A 25259-nucleotide genomic window follows, 5' to 3' on the forward strand; every position below is an offset into this window, starting at 1 on the left:
GGCACGAAGGGAGAGGACACAGCCGTCCTCCCCCTCCGTCGCCTACGGCGCCACCTCCCCCTTGCGGGGGAGGATCGAACGCTGTCAGCCCCAGACGTCCTTCGCCACGTCGATCACCAGGCGCATCTTTGCCGCCTGCTGCTCGACCTCGATGTCGTTGCCGTGGACGGTCGAGGAGAAGCCGCATTGTGGCGACAGTGCGAGCTGGTCGAGCGGGGCGAACTGGGCGGCCTCTTCGATGCGGCGCTTGATGTCGTCCTTCGACTCGAGCTCGCCGAGCTTGGTGGTGACGAGGCCGAGCACGACGGTCTTGCCCTTGGGGACGAAGCGCAGCGGGGCGAAATCGCCCGAGCGGGGATCGTCATATTCGAGGAAGTAACCGTCGATCTTCAGTTCGTTGAACAGCACTTCGGCGACGGGTTCGTAACCGCCTTCGGCTGCCCAGCTCGAGCGGAAGTTGCCGCGGCAGAGGTGGACGCAGACGACCATGTCGTCGGGCTTGTCGCGGATCGAGTCGTTGATGATGCGGGCATAGAGGCGCGGCAGTTCGTCCGGGTCCATGCCGCGCTTGCGGGCGTTCTCGCGCTGCGTGTCGTCGCACAGATAGGCGAGGTTGGTGTCGTCGAGCTGGAGGTAGCGGCAGCCGGCGTCGGCGAGGCTGGCGATCTCGGCGCGGTAGGCGGCGGCGAGGTCGGTGTAGAAGTCCTCGAGGTCGGGATAGGCGGAGGCGTCGATCGCATCGCGGCCGCCGCGGAAGTGCAGCATCGTTGGCGACGGGATCGTCACCTTGGGCGTGCGCGACGTGCAGCTGGCGAGAAATTCGTAGTCGGCGCGCTGGATGTCGCGGGCATGTTCGATCTTGCCCGTGATCTTCATCACCGGCGGGGCGTAGGACAGTTCCTTGCCGCCATGCTGGTGGAAATGCACTGCGGTGCCGCCGGCTTCTTCCACGCCGTCGAGCTGGAGCAGGAAATCGGTGTGGAAATAGGTGCGGCGGAACTCGCCATCGGTGATGCCTTCGAGGCCCAGATCCTCCTGGAACTTCACGACGCCGCGAATCGCTTCGTCTTCAACGGCACGCAGGGCGGCGGCGTCGATGCTGCCATCCTTGAACGCGGCGCGGGCGTCGATCAGCGCCTTCGGGCGGAGGAAGCTGCCGACATGATCGGCGCGGAACGGGGGTGTGGGCATCCTGATTCTCCTTGCGATATTTGTAAGTGTTACATACAAAATGCTGCAACGATCGATAGTGCAGAGAGAGGACCGAGGCAATGACCTGGATCACCAACCGCTGGTATGTCGCCGCATGGGATTCGGAGGTGGACCGCACGCCGATCGCGCGCACCATCTGTGGCGAACCGGTGATGCTGTACCGCAAGCTGGACCGCAGCGTGGTGGCGATGCGCGATGCGTGTCCGCACCGGCTCTTGCCGCTGTCGATGGGGTTCAAGGAGGGCGATTCGATCCGCTGCCGTTACCACGGACTGCTGATCGAACCCGATGGCTGTGCCAGCGAAATGCCGATCAAGTCCGAAGCGGTGCCCAAGGCGGTGTGCGCGACGCTGTATCCGGTGGTGGAGAAGCACCGCTTCGTGTGGGTGTGGATCGGCGAGGCGGCGAAGGCCGATCCGGCGACGATCCCCAACTTCTGGCCGTGCAGTACGCCCGGATGGACGTTCGATGGCGGCTACAACCATATCAGCTGTGACTATCGGCTGGTGATCGACAACCTCATGGACCTGTCCCACGAGACCTGGGTGCATCAGGGGTCGATCGGGCAGCATGAGATTACCGAGGCGCCGATCGAGACGGTGGTGAAGGGCGAGGAAGTGTTCGTCCGCCGCTGGATGCCGGGGATCGAGCCGCCGCCGTTCTGGCGCGATGCGCTGCGCTCGGCCGGGCCGGTCGATCGCTGGCAGGTGTGCCACTTCCTGCCGCCCTCTTCGGTGCTGATCGATGTCGGCGTGTCGCCGGCCGATGCGGGCGATACGATCGAGAGCCACGATTCGGGGGTGCGCGGCTTCGTCGTCGATGCCATGACCCCGGAGACCGAAACGACGACTCACTATTTCTGGGGCATGGCGCGCAACTTTGACATCGACGATGCCGGCTTCACCGCACGGTTCAAGGCGCAGCAGGGCCAGGTGTTCGACGAGGATGTCGAAGTGCTGGAGGCGCAGCAGCGCAGCATCGTCGCGAACCCCGACATGAAGCTGCGCGGCTATTCGATCGATCAGGGCAGCGTGCGCGCGCGGACGATCATCCGCAAACTGATGGAGGCGGAGACCGCGTGACGATCGGGCGCGGCGATCTTGACCGCAACCTGGGCCTGCGCCTGCGTCGGGCGCATGGCGCGGTGCAGCGGCATTTCGTCGAGCATTTTGCCGATCTGGGGCTGACGCAGAAACAGGTGTCGGTGCTGTGGCTGACCGGGGATCACCCCGATCTGGCGCAGGCCGACCTGGCGATCGCGCTCGACATGGATCGCGCGACGACGATGGCGCTGGTCCATGGACTGGAGAAGCGCGGGCTGGTGTCGCGCAGCCCGTCACGCACCGATGGCCGGCGGATCGCGTTCCGCCTGACCGAGGCGGGCGAGGCGCTGCTGGCCGAGGCCAAGGTCGCAATCGTCGAGCATGAGGCGTGGGTGAAGGGACGATTCAGCGCGGCCGAACTCGCGACGCTTGAGGAAATGCTCGCACGCATCTATCGCTGACTTGTTTGCCGATATAACAATGGCCGCACACCGGCCGATGGAGGGGAAATGGCTACCGATCCGCGTGCAGTGATCGACCGCGCACCGATGTCCCGGTTCCAATGGGGCGTGGTCGCGACGATGGTCGGGCTCAACGCGCTCGACGGGTTCGACGTGCTGTCGATCAGCTTCGCATCCCCCGGCATCGCCGCCGACTGGGGCATCGACCGCGCGCAGCTTGGCATCGTCCTGTCGATGGAGCTGGTTGGCATGGCGATCGGGTCGCTGTTCCTGGGCGGCATTGCCGACCGGATCGGGCGGCGCGCGACGATCCTGTCGTGCCTTGGCATCATGACCGTCGGCATGCTCGGCGCGGCGAGCGCGGGCGGCGTCTATTCGCTGATGTTCTGGCGCGTCCTCACCGGCCTTGGCATCGGCGGCATGCTCGCAGCGACCAATGCGGCAGTGGCGGAAGCGGCCAATGCCAAGCACCGATCGCTCGCGGTGGTGCTGATGGCGGCGGGCTATCCGGTCGGCACGATCATCGGCGGGTCGATCTCGGCAGTGCTGCTGTCGATGTATGACTGGCGCGCGGTGTTCGTGTTTGGCGCAGTGTGTTCGCTGCTGTTCGTGCCGCTCGTCCTGTGGAGCGCGCCGGAGTCGGTCGCGTTCCTGATGCACCGGCGCCCGCCGAACGCGCTGGCGCGGATCAACGCCAACCTTGCGCGGATGGGCCATCCGCCGATCGACGCGCTGCCCGAGCCCGATGTCGTGACGTCGCGCAAGGCGCCGCTGGTCAATCTGTTCTCGCCCGGATTGATCCGGCCGACGATCCTGCTGACGCTTGCCTATCTGGCGCACATCATGACGTTTTACTTCATCCTGAAGTGGATCCCGAAGATCGTCGTCGACATGGGCTTCCCGCCGCCTGAGGCTGCCGGCGTGCTGGTGTGGGCAAGCATCGGCGGCGCGACCGGATCGCTGATCCTGGGGCTGCTGACCGGCAAGATCAGGCTGCTTGCGCTCACTGTGGTCGCGATGCTGCTGTCGACCGCGCTCGTCATCCTGTTCGGGCAAGGACAGAGCGATCTGGCCGGGCTGTCGATGGTTGCCGCAGCGGCTGGCTTTGCCACCAATGCCGGCGTGGTCGGCCTGTATGCGCTGATCGCCCAGTCCTTCCCGACCGGCGTGCGTGCGACCGCGACCGGATTTGTCATCGGCGTCGGGCGCGGTGGATCGGCGCTGGCCCCTGCCCTTGCCGGGTTCCTGTTTGCAGCGGGCTACGGCCTGCCGACGGTGGCGATCCTGATGGGGCTTGGTTCGATCGTCGCGGCGGGCGCGCTGCTGGCGATGCGCGGGTGGAAGCCGCCGGTGGAGGGCACAGCCGGTTGACAGCCGCCCCGCGCCCCGGCGAGGCTCGCGGCATGGCCGACGAACCCGACCGCATCCTTTCCGCCGCCGAAGTCGCCGCCTGGCTGCGCGAACGCATCCGCACAGGGCGCGCGGTGCAGGGGCAAAGGCTGGTCGAAGCGGACATCATCCGCGAGACCGGCGCGACCCGCAGCCGCGTGCGCGAGGCGCTGCAGCGGCTCGAGAGCGAAGGTCTGATCGTCATCGAGGAGTTTCGCGGCGCGTCGGTGCGCCGCTTTGGCCGCGACGAAATCCGCCAGATCTATCGCGCGCGGATGGTGCTCGAGGGACTGGCGGCGCATGACTTCGCTTTGGCCGACGATCCCGCACGCAAGGCGCAGCTGGTCGAGTTGCAGGAACGGCTGAACGCGGTCGAGAATACCGGCGACCATCCGGCCTTCGTCCGCGCAAACGATGCGTGGCACGCGCTGATCCTCGACGGCGCGGATAACGACTATGTTCGCGGCTTTGTCGAGCGGCTGCGGCTGCCGCTCTATCGCCTGCTCTTCTCCGCCTTTTTCAAGCCGCACCGGATCGACGACGCCAATTGCGACCACCGCCAGATCACCGACGCGATCGTCCGCGGCGATGCATCTGAGGCCGAGCGGCTGATGCGCAAGCATGTCGAGGATGCGCTGGCGGCGGTGATCGAGATGGAGGATGTGCTGCCGCAATAGGTGCGCAGCCGCTCGTAGAATTGCCAACCGTTTCGTCGTCCCGGGCTTGACCCGGGACCGGGCTTTTTCGTCCGTTGGTGACGAAGGAGAAGAGGAAGCCCCGGCCCGGCTCAAGGCCGGGCTGACGATAGTGGAAAGAAGAAGAAGAAGACCCTCCCCAACCCCTCCCGCAATCGGGACGGGCTTGAGAATGGATGGGTGTGGGCTGGCGCTCGCCGCTTTGCTGACGAGATTGTTGACAATATTTGTATTGATCCATAACCATTGCGCCACAAGGGGGCGCTGACCCCCGACATTCTGTCCCGGGGAGGATCTTTCATGCGCTTTCGTCCGACCGTCGCGCTCGCCACCACTGCGTCGATCGCAGCTCTGCTGGCTGCTTCGCCCGCCACTGCACAAACCGCTCCTGCCGCGCAGGAGGAAGAGGTCGGTGTCGGCGAGATCGTCATTACTGCGCAGCGTCGCGAAGAGCGGTTGCAGGATGCGCCGCTGTCCGTGACCGCGCTGTCGGCGGAGTCGCTGACCGATCGCGGCATCGACAATCTGGGCGACATTTCCAACTTCGCGCCGAACCTCGAGCTGCACCCGACCAACCGTCCGGCGGGCGGCGGTTCGGCGTTTGCGGGCTATATCCGTGGCGTCGGCACCGGCGACTTCCAGTTCCCGACCGATCCGGGCATCGGCCTGTATGTCGACGATGTGTATATCGCGCGATCGATGGGCGGCCTGCTGAGCCTTGAGGATATCGAGCGGGTCGAGGTGCTGAAGGGGCCGCAGGGCACGCTCTATGGTCGCAATACGATTGGCGGCGCGATCAACGTCATCACCACCGATCCGCGCCTGTCGGGTGGGGCGACCGGCATCGTCAAGGCGCGCGCGGGCAGCTACAAGCGCGCCGACGTTTCGGCGCTGATCAACACGCCGCTGATCGAGGATGTGCTGGGGCTCAAACTCTCTGCCTCCTACCTCACCAGCGAAGGCTATGGCACGCGCATCCTCGACGGGCAGAATTATGCCAGCGAGAACCGCTTCATTGTACGCGGCGCGATCAAGGCGCAGCTGGGCGAGGCGGTGACGCTGAAGGTTGCGGGCGACTATACGCGGCAGCGGCAGAACCCGCCGTCGGGCTATCTGATCGACTTCGTTCCGGCTGGGCCGACGGTCGCGAAGATCGCGCGGTTCAACCAGTTTGCCGCGCCCTACTGGAACCCGCGCCTCGGCCTGCCGACCGGGTCTGTCTATGACGCGCGCTGGGAAGCGCCCGATCCGTATAATGTCTATTCGCTGCAGGCACAGCAGGATGATGCCGATATCGGCGGGCTCTCCGCCGTTTTCACCTTCGACCTGAGCGACGACATCTACCTCAAGTCGGTCAGCGCATGGCGGTCGATCGATGCGACGATCGAGGTGGATGGCGACCAGACCCCCTACCCGCTCCAGCAGTCGCGCACGACGATGAACCAGGACCAGCTGAGCCAGGAGCTGCAGCTGGGCGGCACCGCGATGGACGGCAAGCTCAACTTCCTGATCGGCGCCTATGCGTTCCGCGAGGAAGGCGATTCCACCGTCTTCACCCGCTCGTTCGAGGGCATCTACGAGGCGCTGATCGCGGCGGGCCAGCCGACCACGGCGGCGGATGTCGGCAACACCTTCACCACCTTTTACATGAAGGCGACCAGCTACGCGCTGTTCACGCAGGAGACGCTGAAGCTGACCGACCAGTTCGGTGTGACGCTGGGCGCGCGGTACAACAAGGATCGCAAGGAATATGCGACCTCGGTCGTGCGGCCACAGAACGGCACCACCGTCGTTCCGCTGTCGAGCGCGGTCGCGGAGTGGGAAAGCTTCACCCCGCGCGTGGCGCTGGAGTATAAGCCGAACACCGACATGCTGCTCTATGCCAGCTGGTCCAAGGGGTTCAAATCGGGCGGTTTTGGCGCGTCGACGGTCGCATCGACCCCGACCCCGCGCTACGATCCCGAGAAGCTCACCAGCTATGAGCTGGGCGCGAAGACGAGCTGGTTCAACAACCGGCTGACGTTCAACGTTGCGGGCTTTTATTCCGAATATCGCGACATCCAGCTGACGGTGCAATCGGTCGATCCGGTGACCAACGCCAATATCCGCACGACGCGCAACGCGGGCGGTTCGGACATCAAGGGGTTCGAGCTGGAGATCGCGGCGCGGCCGACGCGCGGGCTCGATCTCAATCTGGGCGTTGGCTATGTCGATGCGCGGTTCGACACGCTGGCGGCGTCGGCGATTTCGAGCGGGTTCAAGCTGGGCGACCGCGTGCCGCAGATCCCCGACTGGTCGATCAATGCCGGCATCTCCTATGGCTTTGAGACCGGTGCGGGCGAGCTGACGCTGCGCGGCGATCTGAGCCATAAGGGGTCGCAGTTCCTGACGCCTGCCGATGCGACGTCGTTCCAGGATGCCTATACACTGCTGGGCGCGCGGGTGGCGTTCAAGCCGAGCTTCCTGCCCGGCATCGAGCTGTCGGTCGAGGGTACCAACCTGACCGAGACCGACCACGCCTATTACAAGGGCACGCTGCCGCCTACCGGCGAATATGTCGCGATCCCGGCGGCGCCGCGCGAGATTTACGCGACGGTGCGGTTTAGTTTCTGATCTTGGACGGCCTCTCCGCATGGAGAGGCCAACCTTGCGGGGCTCCCCCGAACCTTTTGCCCCTCCCCCGAAAGGCGGAGGGGTTTTTGTTGTCGGGTTACGCGCCCGCCACGTTTAGCGGCACATAGACAGGGCCGACCTCGGGCATGCCGCTCATCCGCACGTCGCCTGCGAGTGCGATGCTGCGGGTACGGGCGAGGAGTTCGCGTAGCGCGATGCGGAATTCCATCCGCGCCATCGCCATGCCGGCGCAGCGATGCGGGCCGCGACCGAAGGCGAGGTGGTCGCGGACGTTGGCGCGGTCGAGGCGGAACTCGTCCGGGGCCTCGAACACCGCCTCGTCGCGGTTGGCAGAGGCATAGGCGAGCGCGATCGGCTCACCCGGTTCGATGCGGCGGCCACCCAGCTCGACGCCGTTGCGCGTGGTGCGCGCGAAGCCGCGATAGGGGGTGTAGAGGCGCAGGAACTCCTCGACTGCCGCGTCGATCTGGTCAGGTGCCGCGCGCAGCTGTTCGGCGAGGTCGGGGTGGCGCGCGAGGTGGACTGCGACGCTGCCGAGGAAGACCGGCGGCGCGACGAGGCCGACGACGAGGATCTGGCGGACGCAGCCGACGAGCATCTCATGCGGCAGCGGATTGTCATAGGCGTCGGTGGCGGCGAGCAGGCTGCTGACCGGATCGAACTCGGGATCGAGCGGCGCGGCGCGGCGGGTGGCGATGAGGTCGCGGGCGAGGTCGTAGAGGATCTCGCTGGCCTTCGAGACCGCGGCGACGTCGAACGCCTCCCACGCCTTCACGAAATCCTTTGCGGTGCGCCACAACAGGTCCGTCTGGTCGGGGTTGAGCTGGAACCAGTCGGCGAAGAGCAGCGCCGGGAGCGGGCTGCCGAACCCCTCGACGAAATCGCCGCCGCCCGCCGCGATGTAGGAATCGAGCAGCATTGCGACATGGCGCTCGATCACCGGCTCGATCGCGGCGAGGCGCGAGGCACCGAGTGCGCGGTCGATCGCGCGGCGATAGGGCGTGTGCTCGGGTGGGTCGAGGTGCAGCGGTGGGCGGCGGCCGGTGGCGGATGCGCCGGGGACGACGTTACGGACGGTGGTGGTGAACTCGGCGGGATCATCGAGGATCGCCTTGATGTCCGCATGCCGCGTCGCGATCCAGAAGCCGCCGAACGCGTCGCTGTGCGCGACCGGGCATTTGGCGCGCAGATCGGCGAACACCTGATGCGGCGTGTCGAAATCCTCATGCGCGTGCGGGTCATATTCCTGGCCGGTCCAGCGCGACTCCATCACCCTCTTCCCTTACGATTGTTGACAATCTCGTTGACACAAAAATGCTTTATCGCATAGCCTTTTTGCAGAGGAGAGAGGCTTGGAACCGACCACATACCGCAAGGTGATGGCGCGCGTTGTCGCACCGCTGACCTTCCTCATCATCCTGAGTTCGCTCGACCGCGTGAACGTCAGCTTCGCGGCGATCGAGATGAACCCGGACCTTGGGCTGGACCCCAAGGCCTATGGATTTGGGGTCGGGATCTTCTTCGTCGGTTACCTGCTGTTCCAGCTGCCCAGTGCAGCGGTGTTGCGCCGGATCGGGCCGCGCTGGTGGATTGCGGGGAGCGTTATCGGGTGGGGCACGGTCGCCACCGCGATGGCGGCGATCCAGACGCCGATGCACTTCTACGTCCTGCGCTTCCTGCTCGGCCTGTTCGAGAGCGGCTTTGCGCCGGGCGTGGTGTGGTATGTCAGCCAGTGGTTGCCCCAGCAGTACCGCGCACGGGCAATTGCGGGCACGATGCTGGCGATCCCGATTTCGGTGATCTTTGGCGGGCCATTGTGCGGGGCGCTGATGGCGATGGACACCGGCAGCATCGCCTCGTGGCGGGTGATGTTCCTGGTCGAGGGGCTGGCGACGGTGATTGCGGGGATCGTCGCGATCTTCTGGTTCGTGAACCGTCCCGCCGAAGCGCGCTGGCTGTCCGATGCCGAGCGCCAGCAGATCGAGGATACGATCGCGGACGAGGTGAACGATGCGCGTGCGCCGAGCGCAAAGCTGTCCGATGCGCTGAAGGACCCGATATTGTGGGTGTCGGCGGGCGTGTGGTTCGTGCTGATCACCGGCGCGAACGCGATCATCTTTTGGCTGCCGATTGCGATCAAGACGTTGGGGCGCAACGACCCGCTGGAGGTCGGCATCCTCGCCGCCCTGCCCTGGGTCGCGATTGGCGCGGGGATGGTGTGGAATGCGTGGCATTCGGACCGCAGCGGCGAACGCTACCGCCACCTCGCCTGGCCGATGCTGGGCGCGGCGGCGGCGTTCGGGGTGGCGGCGATGTTCACGCATAATGGGCCGCTGGCGCTCGCGGCGCTGGTGGTTGGCGGGTTTGGGCTGGGCGGCGCGCAGTCGGTGTTCTGGACGATCCCGACCAAGTTCGTCGGCGCGCGCAATCCCGGCGCCATTGCCACGATCAACCTGTGCGGCAATGCCAGCAGCACGGTGATGCCGGTCGTCATTGGCTGGATCGTTGCCACCACGGGCAAGATCACGGTGCCGGTGTTCGTGCTGGCCGGACTGATGCTGCTCGGCGCGCTGCTGATCCTGCCGCTCAGTCGCCTCGGCAATGCGCGGGAGGGCAAGGCGTGATCCGCGGTCTCGTTCTTGGCGCTGCTACGATTGCCTTTGCTGCGGCGGTTGCGTTTGCGCAGGGCGGCGAGAAGGATCCGTGGTGGGACCCGGATGAGGGGCGCGTGTTCCCCGCTAGCCTCGATTATCGCAACGCCAATGGCACGCTGCGGCTGTTGCTCGACAATGGGCCGATGGAGACGAAGGACCACCCCTTCTTCACCGCGATCGGGCCGAACGGGCGGGCGTGCGTCACCTGTCACCAGCCCGCCGATGCGATGAGCCTGTCGGCGGCGTCGGCGGCGCGGCAATGGCAGCGCAACGGCGCGAAGGACCCACTGTTCGCGGCATCGGACGGGTCGAACTGCCCGAGCCTGCCGCAGGGCGAGCGCGCGTCGCACTCGTTGCTGATCGACCATGGCCTGATCCGCATTGCACGGCCGTGGCCGCCCAAGAATGTGAAGCCGGACTTCACGATCGAAGTCGTCCGCGATCCGTCGACCTGCAACCTCGACGCCAGATACGGCCTCAAGGGCGCGGGGATGGTGTCGGTGTTCCGGCGGCCGCGCCCGGTGGCAAACTTCAAATATATCGAGGCGATGGGCTTCGCCTATGATCCCAAGGCGGGGATGCCGCTGCCGGTCGATCCGGAGACGGGCAAGCCGGTCAGCGGAAACCTGATGGCCGATGGCCGCGTACCGACGCTGGAGGCCCAGATGCGCGACGCGGCGGGGGCGCATCTCGGCTTTCTCAAGAACCTCGACAAGGGCGACATCGCCCGCATCCTCGACTTCGAACGGCGCATCTATGCTGCGCAGCAAATCGATGTCGCCGGCGGCCCGCTCGACGGCGACGGATCGATGGGCGGCACGAAGACGCTGCAGGTGTCGCAGGCCGGAAGGCTCGGCAGCGATGGCGGCATTCCGGTGTGGAGCGAGTTCGAGGCGTGGGAAAAGATGCCCGCGGCAGTGAAGGCGAAGCTGTCGCCCGAAGTCGTCGCATTCCGCGAGTCGGTCGCGCGCGGCGCACGGGTGTTTCGCGACAAGACCTTTCTCATCACCGACACGGCGGGCATCAACTCGCCGATCGGCTTTGGCAATCCGGTGCGCAACAGCTGCGTCTTCTGTCACAACATGTCTTATATGGGCATGGATGTCGCGCCGGGTCAGGTCGATCTGGGGACGACCAACCAGCCGTTCGCGGACCCGGCGCCGCATCTGCCGCTGTTCCGCGTGACCTGCACCGGCAAGCCGCACCCGCATTATGGGCGGACGATCCTGACCAGCGATCCGGGCTTTGCGCTGACCACGGGCAAGTGCGCCGATGTCGGGCGGATCACGCTGCAGTCGCTGCGCGGCATGTCGGCGCGCGCGCCCTTCTTCTCCAACGGCAGCGCGAAGGATATCCGCACCGTGATCGACTATTATGAGCGGCGCTATAGTATCGGCTATACCGAGCAGGAGAAGCGCGACCTCGAGAATTTGATGCGGGCGCTATGAAGGTCGCGTTGCTGCTTGGCGCGGTGCTGCTGACCGGGGCGCAGGATGCGCAACAGGCGGTGCGGTTCATCGCCTGCCCGGTCTATCGCGACACCGACAATGGGCGAAAATCGGGGTGCTGGCTGGCGAGCGATCCGGCGACCGGCATCCGCTATGACGTCACCGCCGCGCCGACCAAGCCCGACTGGAACCATGCGATTCTGGTCGAGGGGTTCGTCGCAAAGAATGGCGGCGATCCGTGCGGCGGGACGGTGATCGAGCCCGCGACGGTGTCGGTGCTGGACGAGCCCTGCACCCGCCATCTGATCCGCGCCGAGGGCTATCAGGGGCGGCGCTTCGCCCTCCCCGCGCGCAACGTCCGCCCGCTCTACGAGGCGCGCAAAAAGCCCGCCCAGCCGTTCGCCGAGGGCCGATTCACGATCCCGTTCGGCTTTTCGAGCAGCTTCATCACCTATCAGCTGAGCGACTATTATCTCGACGCGACGATCAACTATGCGCTGGATGTGCAGCCGGCGCGGATCGAGATTGCCGGGGTCGCGCAGACGGTGCCGGAGACGGTGTCGGGGCGGCGGATCGTCGAGGACAAGGCACTGGCCCGGACCCGCGCGGAAGTAGTGCGGCGTGCGCTGATCCTGCGCGGGATTGCGCCGGAGCGGATCAAGATCGTGCAGGCACTGCCGGGGCCATATGTGGCGGAGGCGTTCGACGGGCTGAGCTGGCCGCAGCCGCGCCGGGTAGATGTGCGGATTGTGCCTGAGTAGCCAACCGTCACCCCGGCCTTGTGCTGGGGTCCACCGGAAGGCAGGCGCGTGGCAAGAGACTTGAGCACTGGACTTGAGGTGGAGTGGACGCCGGCACAAGGCCGGGGTGACGAGCCTTTGGATTGTCGGCCCACGACTCCATACTACTCGTTCAGGGTTCCTCACCGAACACGGACGGTTCTAGGTGCATGGTCGAGCCGGCCATCCGATCCTTGGCGCAAGTCGAGTGCACATAGATGTTCTGGAATGGGTCGTCCCGCCCACGCATACCATCCGCCCACGGCCACAGGCTCTCAACACTAACCAGCAAAGCGCCACTATCAGCGCGGTCAATTCCTTGGCCACAGAACCAGCATTGAAAATCCAGCATCAAATGGATGATGCCGCCTGTCGTGAAGCGGCGCAACTGCTGCCTCAGCAGGCAAGTAAACTTACGACCCCACCAACGTCTTGCGACCCATATACTTCACCAGCGCCGGATCGACCACGCAACGATAGGAAGACGCGGCGTTGGTCGGCCCCTTCCCGTCCCACCGTGCCGCCTGAGGATAGGGACAGAGCGTCCGCGTAAACGCCTCCTTGCCCTCCTCCACCTTGGTTGCCGTCAGCCGCGTCGGTGCCTGCCCTTTTTCGACCCAGTGGATCAGCGACCACAACACATCGCGCGACGGATCGCCGGGCCAGCTCTGCTGTCCCGACGCCCCGAACTGGTCGGCGCCGGGGCCTCTCGCGCAGTGATAGACGCCGGGGGCCATGAACAGGCGGACGCTGTCGGCAAGCTTTGCCGTGCCGCCATTGGCGCGAGCGAGTGCCGTGTAATAGTCGATCGTCGGGCCGGCGTTGGTCGAGGGGTCGGCCCAGCCCTGATAAAGTATCGCCTTACCGCCGGCCTTGATGAAGGGCGCGATTGCGACCCTGTCGGCGCGCAGTTCGGGCATTTTGCGGTTGGCGGCGAGCAGGTCGCGGCTGCGCTGGAAGCTGTCTTCGTTCCAATTGGCGTCGTCATACACGCCGTCGGCCCACATCGCGCGCAGCAGCGGCGAGGGCGGGCCGGGGCGTGTGCGCACGCCAGCGAACAGCCCGCCGTCCATCGCCCTGCCCGCCTCGTCGCGCATCGGCGCGCGGATCAGGTCGAGCATCTTGAGCTTGGGTGCGGTCAGGCAGCCCTCGGTCTGGCCGGGCTTGCACAGCAACGTCGCGGTCGTGAACTTGCAGGCGAGCGGGTTGGAAATGATACCGTCAGCCACCCCGTCCTGCGCGTCGCACGCTGCGGTCGCCTTGCTCTCGTACAGCGCCCAGTCGGCATCGCTGAGCGCGCCTGCGGGTGTCCATTTCTGCTGCAGCGCGAACCACAGCATCCGCACCGATTGCAGCGGCATGTAGGGGCCCGGCGCGCCGGCGATCACGCCGTCATAGTCGCCGGGATAATTCTGCATCTGCTTGAGCGCCTGACGCCCGCCGCCCGAACAGCCGGTGAAATAGCTCTTGTCGACCGCGCGGCCGTAGAATTTGGCGGCGAGTACCTTGGCCGCGACGGCGGTCAGGTGGACCGCGCGATGCTCGTAATCGACGCGCGCCTTGGGATCAGCCATCCAGCGCGCCTGGGTCGCCTTGTGCCCGCTGTCGGTCGTGACCGTGGCGAAGCCTTCGCCGATCCGGCGGCTCATATCAGTATAGTTGTACACCCCCGCATCGCCGCCGACGCCCGCGCCGAGCAGGCGGCCGTTCCACCTCGCGGGGAGCCAGAGTTCGAAGCCGATATTGCCCTCGATCACCCCCTCGACCCGGCACAGCGGAACGCTGACCGGGCCGCCGCGGTAGAAGCTGGTCGTTTGCGGCGTCCAGCTTGGCGCGGGAGTGATCGGCGTCGCCGCGGTGACGGTCACCCCGCCCGGATGCGCGCCCGTGAGGGACGCGCACCCGGCCAGGGCTGCGGCGAGCAGGGCCGGCATCAGAACTTCACGTTCGCCGTGATTGCGAACATGCGCGGGATCGGGTTCGACGCCTGCGGGTCGAAGCCGTTGGTGGTGTCGACAAAGGGCGGATCCTCGTCGAACAGGTTGCGCACGTCGAGCGACAGGTTGATCCGGTCGGTAAAGTCGTACCCGATCAGCAGGTCGAACGTGTCGTAGTTGCTGACATCGCGCACCACGGTCGAGGTGGTGTTTGTGTAGCCGTTGAGGTGGTTCCAGGTCAGACGCGACTTGAACCCGCCAACCTTGGCGCCGATGTCCGCTTGCGTGCGGAATTGCTGGGTGAAGCCGATCGTGTCGAGCACGTCGACCAGCCCCGCGCCCGGCACCGCTTCGAACAGATAGTCGAGGACATAGGTGCCCTGGAACCCGGCATCGAGGTCAACCCCGCCCCAGTTCCAGCGATAGGCAGCAGTGAAATCGAGCCCGCGGAACAGCGAGGTGCCCAGATTCTGGCGACGGCCGTCGGCGATGAAGGTCACCAGCGACTGGTTGATCGCAGCGTTGATCGGCAGGCCCGAATTGACCAGCGCGGAAACCTGCGCCGGGGTCGGGTTGAACTGCACGAACTGGCTGTAGATCGGGTTGGTGAGCAGGCCGGGCGTGCCGCGCAGTGCCTGAATCTGGTCGGTATAGTCGATCCGGAAATAGTTCACCGACGCGGTGAAGCCCGGAAGCGCGACCGGCGCGACATCGACGCCGAACGACCAGGTGGTCGCCTGTTCGGGCTTCAGGCCCGGATTACCACCGGCGATGCCGATGCCGATCTGGTTGCCGCTGGGGCCGGGCAGCGTGTCGAAATACAGGCCGGCGCCGCCGCCGATGGTCGACACTTCGCTGAAGGTCGGCGCGCGGAACGAGGTGCCATAGGTGCCCTTGAGCACCAGCCCGGTCCAGGGCGAGTAGGTCACCCCGATCTTGGGGTTGGTGGTGCTGCCGAAGTCGCTGTAATTCTCATGCCGCAGCGCGAGGCTGAGGTTGAGGCGCTCGAGGCCCGGCGCAGCATTGTCAGCCCCGACGATGGGGACGAACAGTTCGGCGAAGACCGCGTCGACATTGCGGCTGCCGTCACTGGCGGTGCGGACCTGCGTTGCTGCCTGTCCGGTGAGCAGCGAGGTATAGGTATATTCGACGCGATGCTCGGCGCCCATCGCGATGCGGACATTGCCGCCGGGGATGGCGAACAGCGATCCGTCCATCTGCGCGTTGATGACCTCGAGCTTGGTCTTGCCCTCAATCACGAAGTAGTTGTCGGTGATCCGCGCCAGCGTCGCCGGGTTGTTCGCCCCGCCGAACACGTTGAGCGCGGTCGCCGGGTTGGTGTCGGCGAGCGCGGCGGCGAGCGCGCCGGCATTGATGCCCGAACGGCGGCGGTCGGCGACCTCCTCCGAACGGCCCTGGGCGTAATAGACGGTGCCCTGGAAGTCGCCGAACAGGTCAGCCTCGATCCCGGCTGATGCGTTCCAGGTGCTCGCCCAATAGGGGTTGGGCAGCGCGCCGGTCGCGCCGAGGAAGGTCGTCTGCACCGTCACGGACGTCGCGCCGGGGACCGGGGAGACGAAGAAGGGATTGGTGCTGGGCACCGTGGCGTTGGCGGTCGGGTTGAACAGCAAGGTGCCGCTGCGCCGCGAATAGAAGCCGTCGGCGAAGATGCGGATGCCGTCGGTGATCTCCTGGCTCACCGCCGCGACGCCGCTCCAGCGTTCCTGATCGGGGATGACCTGCGCGATGTCGCGGAATTCGCAGAGGTTGCGGGTGCCGGCGACGAGGCTGCCGACATTGGCGCTGGTCACGCCGCCGGTCGGGATGGCGTAGTTGACGCCGCTCGCGACGATCGTGCCGGGCGCGCAGTTGGTGCCGCGCAGGTCACGGCCACCGCGGCTGCGGTTGTCGGAGGTGTAGAAGTCGAGTTCCGACCCGAACAGATTGTTGTTCTTGGCGTACTCACCGGCAGCCATGATCCAGCCGGTATCCCATTTGTGGCCGAGCAGCACCGCAGCCTGCGCCTCATAATAGTCCGCGTCAGTGATGCCGTAGCGGCCGCGCACCTCGATCCCGGAGAAATCCTTGCGCAGGATGAGGTTGACCACGCCGGCGACCGCGTCCGAGCCATAGACGGCGGAGGTGCCGTCGGCGACGACCTCGATCCGCCCCAGTGCGATCGAGGGGATGGCAGAGGGATCGGTGAACTGACCCTGCGTCCCCTGCGGCGGAAGGCGCTTGCCGTCGTAGAGCAGCAGCGTTGCGTTGGTGGACAGGCCGCGCAGGTTGATGCCGGCGCCGCGCGTGGCGTTCGCCGCGCCGTTCTGGGCGTTGCCGCCCGCGCGGTTTGCGCCCAGCGACACGACCTGCGGTACCCGGCGCAGGATGTCGTTGGTCGAGGTGACCGGCTCTTCCATGATCTGGTCGGCGTCGATCGCGATGACAGCGGAGCCGACCGGGTCGATGCCGCGGATGCGGCTGCCGGTGACGACGATGTCCTGCTCGGCGGCCTGCGCGGCGGTGGCCGGAGCCTCCTCCTGCGCGAGTGCCGGGCTGGCGAGCGCGAGCGCGAGTGCGCCCAATGCACTGCGACCCAACAGGGTCGACGGGCGACAAATGGTGTTGGTCATTTCATTCCCCTCCTTATGTTCAGCCCGCCTGTCTCTGCGGGTCGAAGAAATGCGTTTGTCAGGTAGTTTCCGCACGCGCCGCCCGGGCGGGCCGGTCGGCAAAGCGCGGGGCAAGCGAAAGCAACACGATGGCGGCGATCAGGATTCCGGCGCCGATCAGCTCCGCCGGGCGCGGATGCGGCAGGCCCCAGACCCAGGCGAGGATCAACGCTCCGCCGACCCCGGCAACCAGGCTCGCCGCGCGCTCGAGCGGGACGCAATATGCGTTCTCGCGCGGGTCGAGCAGGATGATGATCGCGAAGACCGAGACGATGGTGAGCGTGAAGCCGATCCCGAACAGCGGCAGGATCACCGGATCGGTCCAGACCGAGATAAAGCCCCAGCCCAGCGCGCCCGACTGGCTGCCAATGCCCGAGGCGGAGATCGCCGCGAGGATCGCCACTGACAGCGGCAGCGCGAACACCTTTTCCTCGACGAAATACTGGCGGACGCTGGCGGGATCGCCGCTCTTCGACACCTTTGTCATCACGATCAGGCGGACGAAGTAGCCGATCGTGTAGAGCACCACGGTCAGGATCGCGAGTGGCGGGAGATACAGCCCGCCACGGTCCTTCAGCGTGATCACCATCGCGACCAGCACCATCACCAGCGCCATCCAGCTCCACCAGCGCACGCGGCGGCCAAAGATCAGGTCGACGATCGGCGCGATCAGCAGGATGTCGCCGCGCATCAGCAGCTGAATGAACGGGATGCTGACCCCTTCAAAGGTGAAGGACAAAGGCACAGTGAACAGCACCAATGCGGTGCCGAGCCCGGAGTACATGGTGTATTTGGTCGGCACCGGGATGCGGCGGCCGAGGAACATCACGCCATGCGCGTCCTTGTGCCAGCCCGACCACCAGATGAAGATGTAGGTCAGCACCAGGCTGATGATCAGCGAGGCGGGCAGCGTCTCCAGGCCCGTCAGCGGGCGGCCCAGGCCGGGATGCACCGTGCTCGTCACCAGCTTGGTGATGATAACGTTGGGCAGATAGGCGATGAGATAGAGGAAGACATAGCCTTCCAGCGGAAAGCCGGATGCGGTTGCGGGTTTGCCGTCGCTCATGCGGCGGCTTCCAGAACGACCATCTCACTCTCCACATGATAGCGGGCGTTGAGCCCTGCTTCGGCGGTCACGGCCGCCATGTAATCGACGATTTCGGCATGGCGCTCGCTGCCCGGCGCGACGAAGCGCGGGACCGCGTCGCGGTCGATATACAGCGGCAGGAAGCCCGAGCGGACGATGCGCCCGTTCGCGATCTCGAACCGCGCGACCAGCGACATGCGTGATGCCGTCGGGAAATTGTAGAGGCTGTCGAAATCCGGCTCCCACTCCCCGGCGAGCACGCGGATTTCGTTGAAACTCTTCGACGCGGCATGGACCGGGTCCATGCGCAGGTCGGTGGCGAAGTTGCACAGCGAGTAGAACACCGGCGCGCCGTCGATGAGCTCACACCCCTTAAGGATGTGCGGATGCCCGCCGAGGATCGCGTCGGCCCCTGCGGCGACCGCTGCGCGCGCGACGTCGCGCTGATAGTCGGCGATGCTCGCGCGGACGAAATGGATGCCCCAGTGGAGCGAGACGAAAACGAGATCGGCATCCGCCTTGGCCGCGCGAATATCCGCCTCCAGCGCCGCAAGATCCTCGCGGTGCGGAAAGGTGTGGATGCGCGCGGGCGTGCCCGGCTGATCATGTTCGATCTGTTCGTAGAGCGTGTGGGCGCGCATCGGCGCGCAGCCGGGACGGTGCTCCTCCGCCCAATAGCTGTGCGGCAGGATCGTGCAGTACGCGAGGATCGCGACGCGGGTGCCGTCGCCGAGCGTGATCTTCACCGGCTTGCGCGCCTCGGCGATGTTGGCCCCTGCCCCGACGACCTTCAGGCCGGCGCGCTCGAGATTGGCCTTGGTCTCGAAGAAGGCGTCATTGCCCCAGTCGAGGACGTGGTTGCCGGCCATCGAGATGACGTCGAACCCGGCACGCGCGAGCGCATCGGCGCCGTCGGGGCGGGCGAGCACGGCGTGGCGCGCCTGGGGCAGGCGGACGCCCTTTTCCGCGAAGCTCGTCTCAAGCTGCGCGAAGGCGATGTCGGCGGCGTGCAGCACGTCGCGGGTCGCGACATAGCTTTCGTCATAATGATCGCGATCAGGGGCGAGGTCGCCCGCCGCGAGGAAGACATGCGTCACGCCGCCGCTTCCACGCCAACCGCCTCAAACGCGACCGGCACGCTGAGCGCGCCGATTTCGGGGAAGCGGGTCGGCTTCGGATCTCCGGTCAGCGTGAAGCCGGGTGCGGCAGCGAGCAGTTCCTCGACCGCGACGTTGAGCTCCAGCGTTGCCAGCGCGGCGCCGACGCATGAATGCGTGCCGCGCCCGAACGCCAGCGAATCCTTCATGTTTGGGCGATCGATGCGGAACTGGTCGGCGTCTTCGAACACCTCTTCATCGCGGTTGGCCGAGGCATAGACGAGCGCGATCGGCTCGCCCGCGGGGATGGTGCGCCCGCGGATCGTGACATCGGTGAGCGCGGTGCGCGCAAAGCCCCGATAGGGGGTGTAGAGACGCAGAAACTCCTCGACCGCCGCAGGAACCAGCGCGGGGTCGGCACGCAGCTTGGCCTGCAACGCCGGATCGCGACCCAGATGCACGGCGATCGACCCGATCATCACGCTGGGCGCGATGATGCCGACGACCAGCACCTGACGGATCGTGCCAACGATCATTTCTTCGGGCAGCGGCTCGCCATCGACGCGGGTGGCGAGCAGCGCGCTCGTCACATCCTCATCGACCGGCAGCGGGTTTGCCTTGCGGTCCGCGACGATGGCGCGCGCCATGTCGTAGAGGAGCAGGCTCGATTCCTTGGTCGAGTCCATGTCGGCGGACTGGACGGCGATATTGTAGCGCTGGCCAACGCGCGTGAGTTCGGCGACCGCATCGGGGGTCAGGTTCATCCAGTGGGCGAACACCGCGATCGGCATGTGCGCGGAATAGTCGGCGACGACATCGCCCCCGCCCTTCGCCACCATATCGTCAAGCAAATCCCGACAAATTCGCCGCACGACCGGCTCCAGCCGCGCGACCTTGCGCTCGGTCAGCAGGGGCGCGATCGCGCGGCGATAGGGGGTGTGTTCAGGTGGATCGAGGTGCAGCGGCGGACGCCGGCCGGTAAACGCGACCTTCGGCACGACATTCTGTTGCGAGGTGATGAAGGTCTGCCAATCGGTCGCCGCGGCGGCGACGTCGTTGTGTTTCATCAAGGCCCAAAAGCCACCCCATGCGTCGCTATGCGCAACGGGGCACCGGGCGCGAAGCTCGGCATACTCTCCGTTAGCGCTGTCGAACGTCTCCGGCTTAAGCGGATCGAAGTCATGCGTCATAACATTATTGTTATTCCACAGTGAAAGCGCTTGCAACAGCTTTTGCACTTTTTCTGTCCGCCGGTGTAGGAATGGCACCATGGCAGCGCGAAACCCCCGACTGGACGATGTGGCGGCAATGGCGGGCGTGTCCGCCGCAACCGTCTCCCGCTATCTCAACAGCCCCGAAGTCGTCGCCGCCGCGACCGGTGCGCGCATCCGCGAGGCGATCGAAAAAACCGGCTACGTCCAGAACCTTGCCGCCACCGCGCTGGCAGGCAGTCGCAGCCGGCTGATCGCGGCGATGGTCCCCGACATCGCCCAATCGATCTTCAACGACACGGTCGAAGCGATGATCGACGAGCTGGCGAGCGACGGGAACAGCGTGATGCTGGCGCTGACCGGCGCAGACAATCGCCGCCTGACGCGTGAGATCAACATGGCGCTCGGGCGGCGGGTCGACGCGATCATCCTGACCGGGATCGTGTCGGATGCCGAGTTGCGCGAACGGCTGCGTTCGGCGGGAACAACGGTGATCGAGACCTGGGGCCTGCCCGACGATCCGATCGACGTGGCGGTCGGCTTTTCGCACCGTGCGGCGGGCGAGGAAATGGCGCGGTTCCTGCGTCAGCGCGGCTATCGGCGCCCGCATCTGGTCGTGCCACGCTCGCCCCGCTCGGAGCGGCGGGCCGACGGATTCGCGACGCGCTGGGTGCATGATGGCGGACCGGAGCCGACGCGGCTGGAGGTCAATGTTCCCAGCCACTTTGGTCAGGGACGGCTCGCCTATCGCGGCTTGAGCGACCTGGCCGAGCAGCCCGATGTGGTGGTGTGCGGATCGGACTGGATCGCACAGGGCCTGATCGTCGAGGCGCAGGCGGCGGGGATCCGGGTGCCGGACCAGCTCGCCGTTACCGGCTTTGGCAATTTGCGGCTGGCCGGCGATATGCGGCCGACGATCACGTCGATGGACGTCGATGGCGCCCGGATCGCGCGGGAAGTGATGCGGGTGCTGCGCGCGCGTGCGGCAGGGAAAGAGATCGAGACACGGATCGATGTCGGCTTTCGGGTGATTGCGCGAGAGAGTGCATGAAAGGGCTTGCATCGCCGCATCGGTGAGTTAGTTTTCCCGCATAACAACCTTGGGAGAGTGACGATGCGGATCGGGATGATGGCGCTTGGACTGGCGCTGATGGCTGGCACCGCGCTTGCGCAGACGGCCCCGCAGCCAGACCCCGAAGCCGCGCGGCGGATGGCGGAAATGCGCGCCGCCGATGCCAAGCGCGCGGATTCGCCCGGCACGGGCCCCTATGCCGCGATCAAGGAAGCTGACCCCAGCTTGCCCGAGCACACCGTCTATCGCCCCGCCGACTTGTCGAAGCTGGGCGGCAAGAAGCTCGGTGTGGTGATCTGGGGCAATGGCGGGTGCGCCGCCGATGGGGCGAGCGCGCGGCATCACCTCGCGCAGATTGCCTCCTATGGCTATCTGGTGGTCGCGCCGGGTAAGATTTACAGCGGCCCCGGCGCCCTGCCCCGCCCGGCCGATGCCGCAGCGCGCGGTCCTGATCCAGCCACCGGACGCCTGCCCCAGCCGCCGACGACGTCGGCGGACGTACTCAAGGGGCTTGATTGGGCGCTGGCCGAGAATGCTCGCGATGGTAGCCGCTACAAGGGGCTGATCGATCCCGCGCAGGTCGCCGTCGCCGGGCATAGCTGTGGCGGGTTACAGGCGATCGCGGCGGGTGCGGACAAGCGGATCAAGACCGTGCTGATGCATAACAGCGGCGTGTTCAACGACGGGAAGCAGGCGATCACCGGGATGACGGTGGACAAGGCGATGCTCAAGGCGCTGCACACCCCGACCCTTTATGTGCTGGGCGGCAAGGGCGATGTTGCCTGGCCCAACGGCACCGACGACTATTCCCGGATTACGCATATCCCGGTTGCGCTGGTCGATGGCGATGTCGGCCATGGCGGGACGTTCCGCGAGAATAATGGCGGCGATGTCGGGCGCTTCTCGGTCGCGTGGCTCAACTGGCAACTGCGCGGCGATTCCGAGGCGGGGAAGCTGTTCACGGGTGCCGATTGCGGGCTGTGCAAAGACCCGAAGTGGAAGATCGAGCGTAAGGGGATTTGAGAGGGCAGCTGATCCTCCCCCGCAAGGGGGAGGTGGCGCCGAAGGCGTCGGAGGGGGAGGACGGCGATGCGCTGGCGATGGCGCGTATCCGGTGAGGGCTCCCCTTCCTCCCCCTGGCGGTGGAGGATCATTTAGTTCAGCGACACTGCTCCCCGCGCCAGCACGGGCGGAGCATCGGGGCGGGCTGGTGGGGGACGAAGGCGGCGGGGGTCTGCGGCCATTTGCCGGTGGCGATGCGCGTGTCGAGATAGCGGATCGTCGCGAGCACGGTCGCGGTGTCGAAGGTGCAATGGCCCGCGGCGTTGACGTACAGGCTCTTCACATCGCCACGCGCCGCTTGTGCATAGCCGCGCTGCATCGCCGGGGCGGTCAGGCCATCACCGATCGTCTGCACCGCGACCAGCGGGACCAGCGGGCGGGCGTTGGGCGTGTAGTTGGCGCGCATATAGGCGACCGCCTTGGGGTCCGCGGCGATGCGCTGGCCCGCGTTGAGCGTGGCGAGGTCGGCGTCTAGCTTCAGCCCCGCTTCACGATACAGCGCCGCGACCATCGCGCGGCGACCGGAGCGGGCAAGCTGGGTGCGATAGTCGATGCCGGTGTTCCAGCTGAACGTTCCGCCCGCGCGTGCCTCCTGATCGGTGCGGGGGAGATAGACGCCCATCACGAAGGATTTGGCGATCTCCGCGGCTTGCGCGGCGTGGTCAGTGGGCGCTGGCTGGGGCTTGTCGCGGCTGGTCCAGTCGGGGATGCCCGCCAGCACACCGGCGAGTGCGATGCGCGCGCGGCCTTGCGGGGTCTTTGCCGCCTCTGCCAGCGCATCGGCGACGCGCTTGCCGTTGACGCGGTCGTCGTCGATGCCGGTGACGCGGATGCCCGCATCGGGAGCGATCAGGGCGCGGAAGGCATAGGCGCCGTCGAGCGCCATGTTCATCATGCCGAGCGATCCGCCGATCGACGCGCACATCGGCGCGGCGCCGTCGATGCCGCTGCCCCTTGCCTCGGCCAGCGCGGTGCTGACGAGGCCGCCCATCGAGCTGCCCCAGGCGATGACGCGCTTGGGCTTGCCGTGCTTGGCGGCGAAGGCGGCGAGCGTGGCGCGCTGGGCAGGGACCGCCTGTTCGAGCGCCCAGCCGCCGCTGCCATAGTCCGACCCGGCGATGGCATAGCCGGCGTCGAGCAGCGCCTGCCGGTGCTGTTTGGGGGCTGGATCGGGGTTGCCGGCGCTGGGAGAATAGCCGCGGCTGTAGAGCAACAGGGTGCCGTTCCAGTTGGCCGGGACTTCCGCTGACCATCTAGCGCCGCCGGGCAGGGTCTGTTCCTGTCGCGCCGACCCCGGCAGCGTCATCGCCAGCATCGTTACCGCCGCAATCGCGCCCGTCCGCATCGCTCTCTCCCGTTTTTGCTTGCGTTTCCGATAAAGCCGATGAAAGCGTTTGCATAGAATGTTTTGTGATAAAGCTATTTCGGCGAGGATCGCGACGCATTTCGCGGAACTGACGCTCGATGCGCTGCCCGAAGCAACGCGGCATGCGACGCGGCGCGCGCTGCTCGATGCGGTCGGCGTGACGCTGGGTGCAACGGGATTGGGCGAGGATGCTGTGCCCTATCGCCGCCATGCCGAAGCGGTACCCGGCCCGTCGCGGCTGATCGGGTTTTTCGGCTCAAGCACCCCGGCGCTGGCGGCGCTCGCCAATGGCGCACTCGCGCATCAGCTCGATTTCGGGGACACGTTCGATGCCGGGCCGGCGCATCCCAATGCGGCGCTGGTCCCTGCCCTGCTGGCGCTGGCGGATGCGCGGCCGGAGCTGGCGTTCGGGGAGTTTCTGGTCGCGATGGCGGCGGGGAGCGATCTTGCCTGCCGCCTGTCGATCGCGGCACCGCGTCCGTATGAGGAAGGCGGCTGGTACCCACCGCCGCTCGTCAATCTAATCGCCACTGCGGCGGCGTGCGCGCGGTTCATCGGCTTGGATGGCGATGGCATCCGGCATGCGATGGGACTGGCGCTGTTGCAGGGCAGCTTTCCGAGCGAGATCAAATACGACGCAGCATCGCCGATCCGGGGCGTGCGCGAGGGGCTGGCGGCGCGCGCGGCGGTCGAAGCAGCGTTGCTGGCGGAGACCGGTGCGACAGCGTTTGCCGAGCCGCTGGAGGGGCGTGCGGGGTTCTTCGCGATCTATGGCGGGGGCGCAGCCCGCGACGCGCTGCTCGACTGTCTGGGCGAGACATTCCTCGGCGATCAGGTCAGCTTCAAGCCCTGGCCGGCGTGCCGGGGGACGCATCCCTATATCGAAGCGGCGCTAGTGCTGCGCGACCGGGTGGATCCCGCGCGGGTGGTGCGGATCGAGGCGGAGACCGGACCGATCCAGGAGATGCTGATCCGCCCGCAGCCGGTGAAAGCCGAGCCGACCCGCGCGATCGAGGCGAAATTCTCGATCCCCTATACCGTCGCCGCAGCGCTGATCGACGGCGCGGTGACGCTCGACAGCTTTTCCGCATCGCGCATCGCCGATCCAGCGACGCGGACGCTGGCGCACAAGGTGGTCGAGTGGCGCAATCCCGACTGGGGGCGGAGCGAAGCGGCGAGTGGATCGCTGACGGTCACGCTCGATGACGGCACCACCCTCACCCATCGCGTGATGCAGGCCGCCGGACACCCCGACCGGCCGATGGACGATGAGTCGCTGATCGCCAAATTCATCGATTGCGCTGGCCATGCGGCGCAGCCGATTGCCCCCGGTTCAGCACGAACGCTGGCCCTTCAAATCCTTGCGTTTCCAGCGGAAAAGCCAGCACACACCCTGATCGATCAAGCGGCTTGCACGGCAAAAGTGTAGGTTATATAGCATAA

19 protein-coding genes are annotated in these 25259 nt (G+C 66.4%); 11 read left to right on the forward strand and 8 right to left on the reverse strand.

All coding sequences use genetic code 11. From position 1 onward, the window contains the following. Positions 1-84: 84 nt before the first annotated feature. The gene (locus K9B35_RS03045) at positions 85-1191 is read right to left on the reverse strand and encodes a 5-methyltetrahydropteroyltriglutamate--homocysteine S-methyltransferase (RefSeq protein WP_224920320.1); all 1107 of its coding nucleotides are present in this window, start codon (positions 1189-1191) and stop codon (positions 85-87) included. A gap of 80 nt (positions 1192-1271) precedes the next feature. On the opposite strand from K9B35_RS03045, the gene K9B35_RS03050 reads away from it, so the two are divergent. The 5 genes from K9B35_RS03050 (at position 1272) to K9B35_RS03070 (ending at position 7413) form a co-directional block, all read left to right on the forward strand. Further along, entirely contained in the window at positions 1272-2294 is a 1023-nt protein-coding gene (locus K9B35_RS03050) for an aromatic ring-hydroxylating dioxygenase subunit alpha (protein ID WP_224920321.1), read from the forward strand. Further along, positions 2291-2716, forward strand: coding sequence for a MarR family winged helix-turn-helix transcriptional regulator (locus tag K9B35_RS03055; RefSeq protein ID WP_224920322.1), 426 nt, complete (start codon positions 2291-2293; stop codon positions 2714-2716). Before K9B35_RS03050 ends, K9B35_RS03055 begins: the two co-directional genes overlap by 4 nt. A gap of 48 nt (positions 2717-2764) precedes the next feature. Further along, a complete protein-coding gene (locus tag K9B35_RS03060; RefSeq protein WP_224920323.1) occupies positions 2765-4087 on the forward strand; it encodes an MFS transporter in 1323 nt (440 codons plus the stop codon). A gap of 32 nt (positions 4088-4119) precedes the next feature. Then, positions 4120-4782: a GntR family transcriptional regulator gene (locus tag K9B35_RS03065; RefSeq protein WP_224920324.1), complete on the forward strand. Its 663-nt coding sequence runs from the start codon at positions 4120-4122 to the stop codon at positions 4780-4782. A gap of 318 nt (positions 4783-5100) precedes the next feature. Beyond that, positions 5101-7413 carry a TonB-dependent receptor gene (locus K9B35_RS03070; protein WP_224920325.1) on the forward strand — a complete coding sequence of 771 codons (2313 nt, stop codon included), beginning with the start codon at positions 5101-5103 and terminating at the stop codon, positions 7411-7413. A gap of 97 nt (positions 7414-7510) precedes the next feature. Here the strand turns inward: K9B35_RS03070 and K9B35_RS03075 are convergent, their stop codons facing one another. Then, positions 7511-8704 carry a cytochrome P450 gene (locus K9B35_RS03075; RefSeq protein ID WP_224920326.1) on the reverse strand — a complete coding sequence of 398 codons (1194 nt, stop codon included), beginning with the start codon at positions 8702-8704 and terminating at the stop codon, positions 7511-7513. 82 nt (positions 8705-8786) lie between these two features. On the opposite strand from K9B35_RS03075, the gene K9B35_RS03080 reads away from it, so the two are divergent. Genes K9B35_RS03080 through K9B35_RS03090 form a run of 3 tightly spaced genes read left to right on the forward strand, consistent with a single transcriptional unit; the run spans position 8787 to position 12297 of the window. Beyond that, positions 8787-10058, forward strand: coding sequence for an MFS transporter (locus K9B35_RS03080; protein WP_224920327.1), 1272 nt, complete (start codon positions 8787-8789; stop codon positions 10056-10058). Continuing rightward, positions 10055-11536 carry a hypothetical protein gene (locus K9B35_RS03085; protein WP_224920328.1) on the forward strand — a complete coding sequence of 494 codons (1482 nt, stop codon included), beginning with the start codon at positions 10055-10057 and terminating at the stop codon, positions 11534-11536. The genes K9B35_RS03080 and K9B35_RS03085 overlap by 4 nt, the downstream gene beginning before the upstream one ends. After that, positions 11533-12297 (forward strand): hypothetical protein, encoded by a 765-nt coding sequence (locus K9B35_RS03090; RefSeq protein ID WP_224920329.1) that lies wholly within the window; start codon positions 11533-11535, stop codon positions 12295-12297. The genes K9B35_RS03085 and K9B35_RS03090 overlap by 4 nt, the downstream gene beginning before the upstream one ends. Positions 12298-12728: 431 nt before the next feature. Here K9B35_RS03090 and K9B35_RS03095 read toward each other — a convergent pair whose 3' ends face one another. Genes K9B35_RS03095 through K9B35_RS03115 form a run of 5 tightly spaced genes read right to left on the reverse strand, consistent with a single transcriptional unit; the run spans position 12729 to position 20172 of the window. Continuing rightward, positions 12729-14249, reverse strand: coding sequence for a tannase/feruloyl esterase family alpha/beta hydrolase (locus K9B35_RS03095; protein ID WP_224920330.1), 1521 nt, complete (start codon positions 14247-14249; stop codon positions 12729-12731). Next, positions 14249-16882, reverse strand: a complete 2634-nt coding sequence (locus K9B35_RS03100; RefSeq protein ID WP_224920331.1) for a TonB-dependent receptor plug domain-containing protein — start codon at positions 16880-16882, stop codon at positions 14249-14251. The genes K9B35_RS03095 and K9B35_RS03100 overlap by 1 nt, the downstream gene beginning before the upstream one ends. 58 nt (positions 16883-16940) lie before the next feature. Beyond that, complete coding sequence (locus K9B35_RS03105; RefSeq protein WP_224920332.1) at positions 16941-17987, reverse strand: hypothetical protein; 1047 nt, start codon at positions 17985-17987, stop codon at positions 16941-16943. Continuing rightward, positions 17984-19105, reverse strand: coding sequence for a CapA family protein (locus tag K9B35_RS03110; RefSeq protein ID WP_224920333.1), 1122 nt, complete (start codon positions 19103-19105; stop codon positions 17984-17986). The genes K9B35_RS03105 and K9B35_RS03110 overlap by 4 nt, the downstream gene beginning before the upstream one ends. Beyond that, complete coding sequence (locus tag K9B35_RS03115; protein ID WP_224920334.1) at positions 19102-20172, reverse strand: cytochrome P450; 1071 nt, start codon at positions 20170-20172, stop codon at positions 19102-19104. Before K9B35_RS03115 ends, K9B35_RS03110 begins: the two co-directional genes overlap by 4 nt. Before the next feature lie 202 nt (positions 20173-20374). On the opposite strand from K9B35_RS03115, the gene K9B35_RS03120 reads away from it, so the two are divergent. Beyond that, a complete protein-coding gene (locus K9B35_RS03120) occupies positions 20375-21367 on the forward strand; it encodes a LacI family DNA-binding transcriptional regulator (protein WP_224920335.1) in 993 nt (330 codons plus the stop codon). A gap of 63 nt (positions 21368-21430) precedes the next feature. Further along, complete coding sequence (locus K9B35_RS03125; protein ID WP_224920336.1) at positions 21431-22411, forward strand: hypothetical protein; 981 nt, start codon at positions 21431-21433, stop codon at positions 22409-22411. Positions 22412-22547: 136 nt separating this feature from the next. Here the strand turns inward: K9B35_RS03125 and K9B35_RS03130 are convergent, their stop codons facing one another. Further along, positions 22548-23795 (reverse strand): alpha/beta hydrolase family protein, encoded by a 1248-nt coding sequence (locus tag K9B35_RS03130; protein WP_224920337.1) that lies wholly within the window; start codon positions 23793-23795, stop codon positions 22548-22550. A 58-nt stretch (positions 23796-23853) separates the two neighbouring features. Between K9B35_RS03130 and K9B35_RS03135 the strand changes: the two genes are divergently transcribed. Continuing rightward, positions 23854-25245: an MmgE/PrpD family protein gene (locus K9B35_RS03135; protein ID WP_224920338.1), complete on the forward strand. Its 1392-nt coding sequence runs from the start codon at positions 23854-23856 to the stop codon at positions 25243-25245. Positions 25246-25259 lie beyond the last annotated feature (14 nt).

This window comes from Sphingomonas sp. R647, from assembly GCF_020177055.1.
GTDB lineage: Bacteria > Pseudomonadota > Alphaproteobacteria > Sphingomonadales > Sphingomonadaceae > Sphingomonas.

Coding starts and splice junctions, on each gene's coding strand:
- K9B35_RS03105 (WP_224920332.1), bottom strand. CDS start 17,987: ATGAGCGACGGCAAACCCGCAACCGCATCCGGCTTTCCGCTGGAAGGC.
- K9B35_RS03045 (WP_224920320.1), bottom strand. CDS start 1,191: ATGCCCACACCCCCGTTCCGCGCCGATCATGTCGGCAGCTTCCTCCGC.
- K9B35_RS03100 (WP_224920331.1), bottom strand. CDS start 16,882: ATGACCAACACCATTTGTCGCCCGTCGACCCTGTTGGGTCGCAGTGCA.
- K9B35_RS03070 (WP_224920325.1), top strand. CDS start 5,101: ATGCGCTTTCGTCCGACCGTCGCGCTCGCCACCACTGCGTCGATCGCA.
- K9B35_RS03075 (WP_224920326.1), bottom strand. CDS start 8,704: ATGGAGTCGCGCTGGACCGGCCAGGAATATGACCCGCACGCGCATGAG.
- K9B35_RS03125 (WP_224920336.1), top strand. CDS start 21,431: ATGCGGATCGGGATGATGGCGCTTGGACTGGCGCTGATGGCTGGCACC.
- K9B35_RS03135 (WP_224920338.1), top strand. CDS start 23,854: ATGTTTTGTGATAAAGCTATTTCGGCGAGGATCGCGACGCATTTCGCG.
- K9B35_RS03095 (WP_224920330.1), bottom strand. CDS start 14,249: ATGCCGGCCCTGCTCGCCGCAGCCCTGGCCGGGTGCGCGTCCCTCACG.
- K9B35_RS03050 (WP_224920321.1), top strand. CDS start 1,272: ATGACCTGGATCACCAACCGCTGGTATGTCGCCGCATGGGATTCGGAG.
- K9B35_RS03115 (WP_224920334.1), bottom strand. CDS start 20,172: ATGAAACACAACGACGTCGCCGCCGCGGCGACCGATTGGCAGACCTTC.
- K9B35_RS03060 (WP_224920323.1), top strand. CDS start 2,765: ATGGCTACCGATCCGCGTGCAGTGATCGACCGCGCACCGATGTCCCGG.
- K9B35_RS03120 (WP_224920335.1), top strand. CDS start 20,375: ATGGCAGCGCGAAACCCCCGACTGGACGATGTGGCGGCAATGGCGGGC.
- K9B35_RS03130 (WP_224920337.1), bottom strand. CDS start 23,795: ATGCGGACGGGCGCGATTGCGGCGGTAACGATGCTGGCGATGACGCTG.
- K9B35_RS03090 (WP_224920329.1), top strand. CDS start 11,533: ATGAAGGTCGCGTTGCTGCTTGGCGCGGTGCTGCTGACCGGGGCGCAG.
- K9B35_RS03065 (WP_224920324.1), top strand. CDS start 4,120: ATGGCCGACGAACCCGACCGCATCCTTTCCGCCGCCGAAGTCGCCGCC.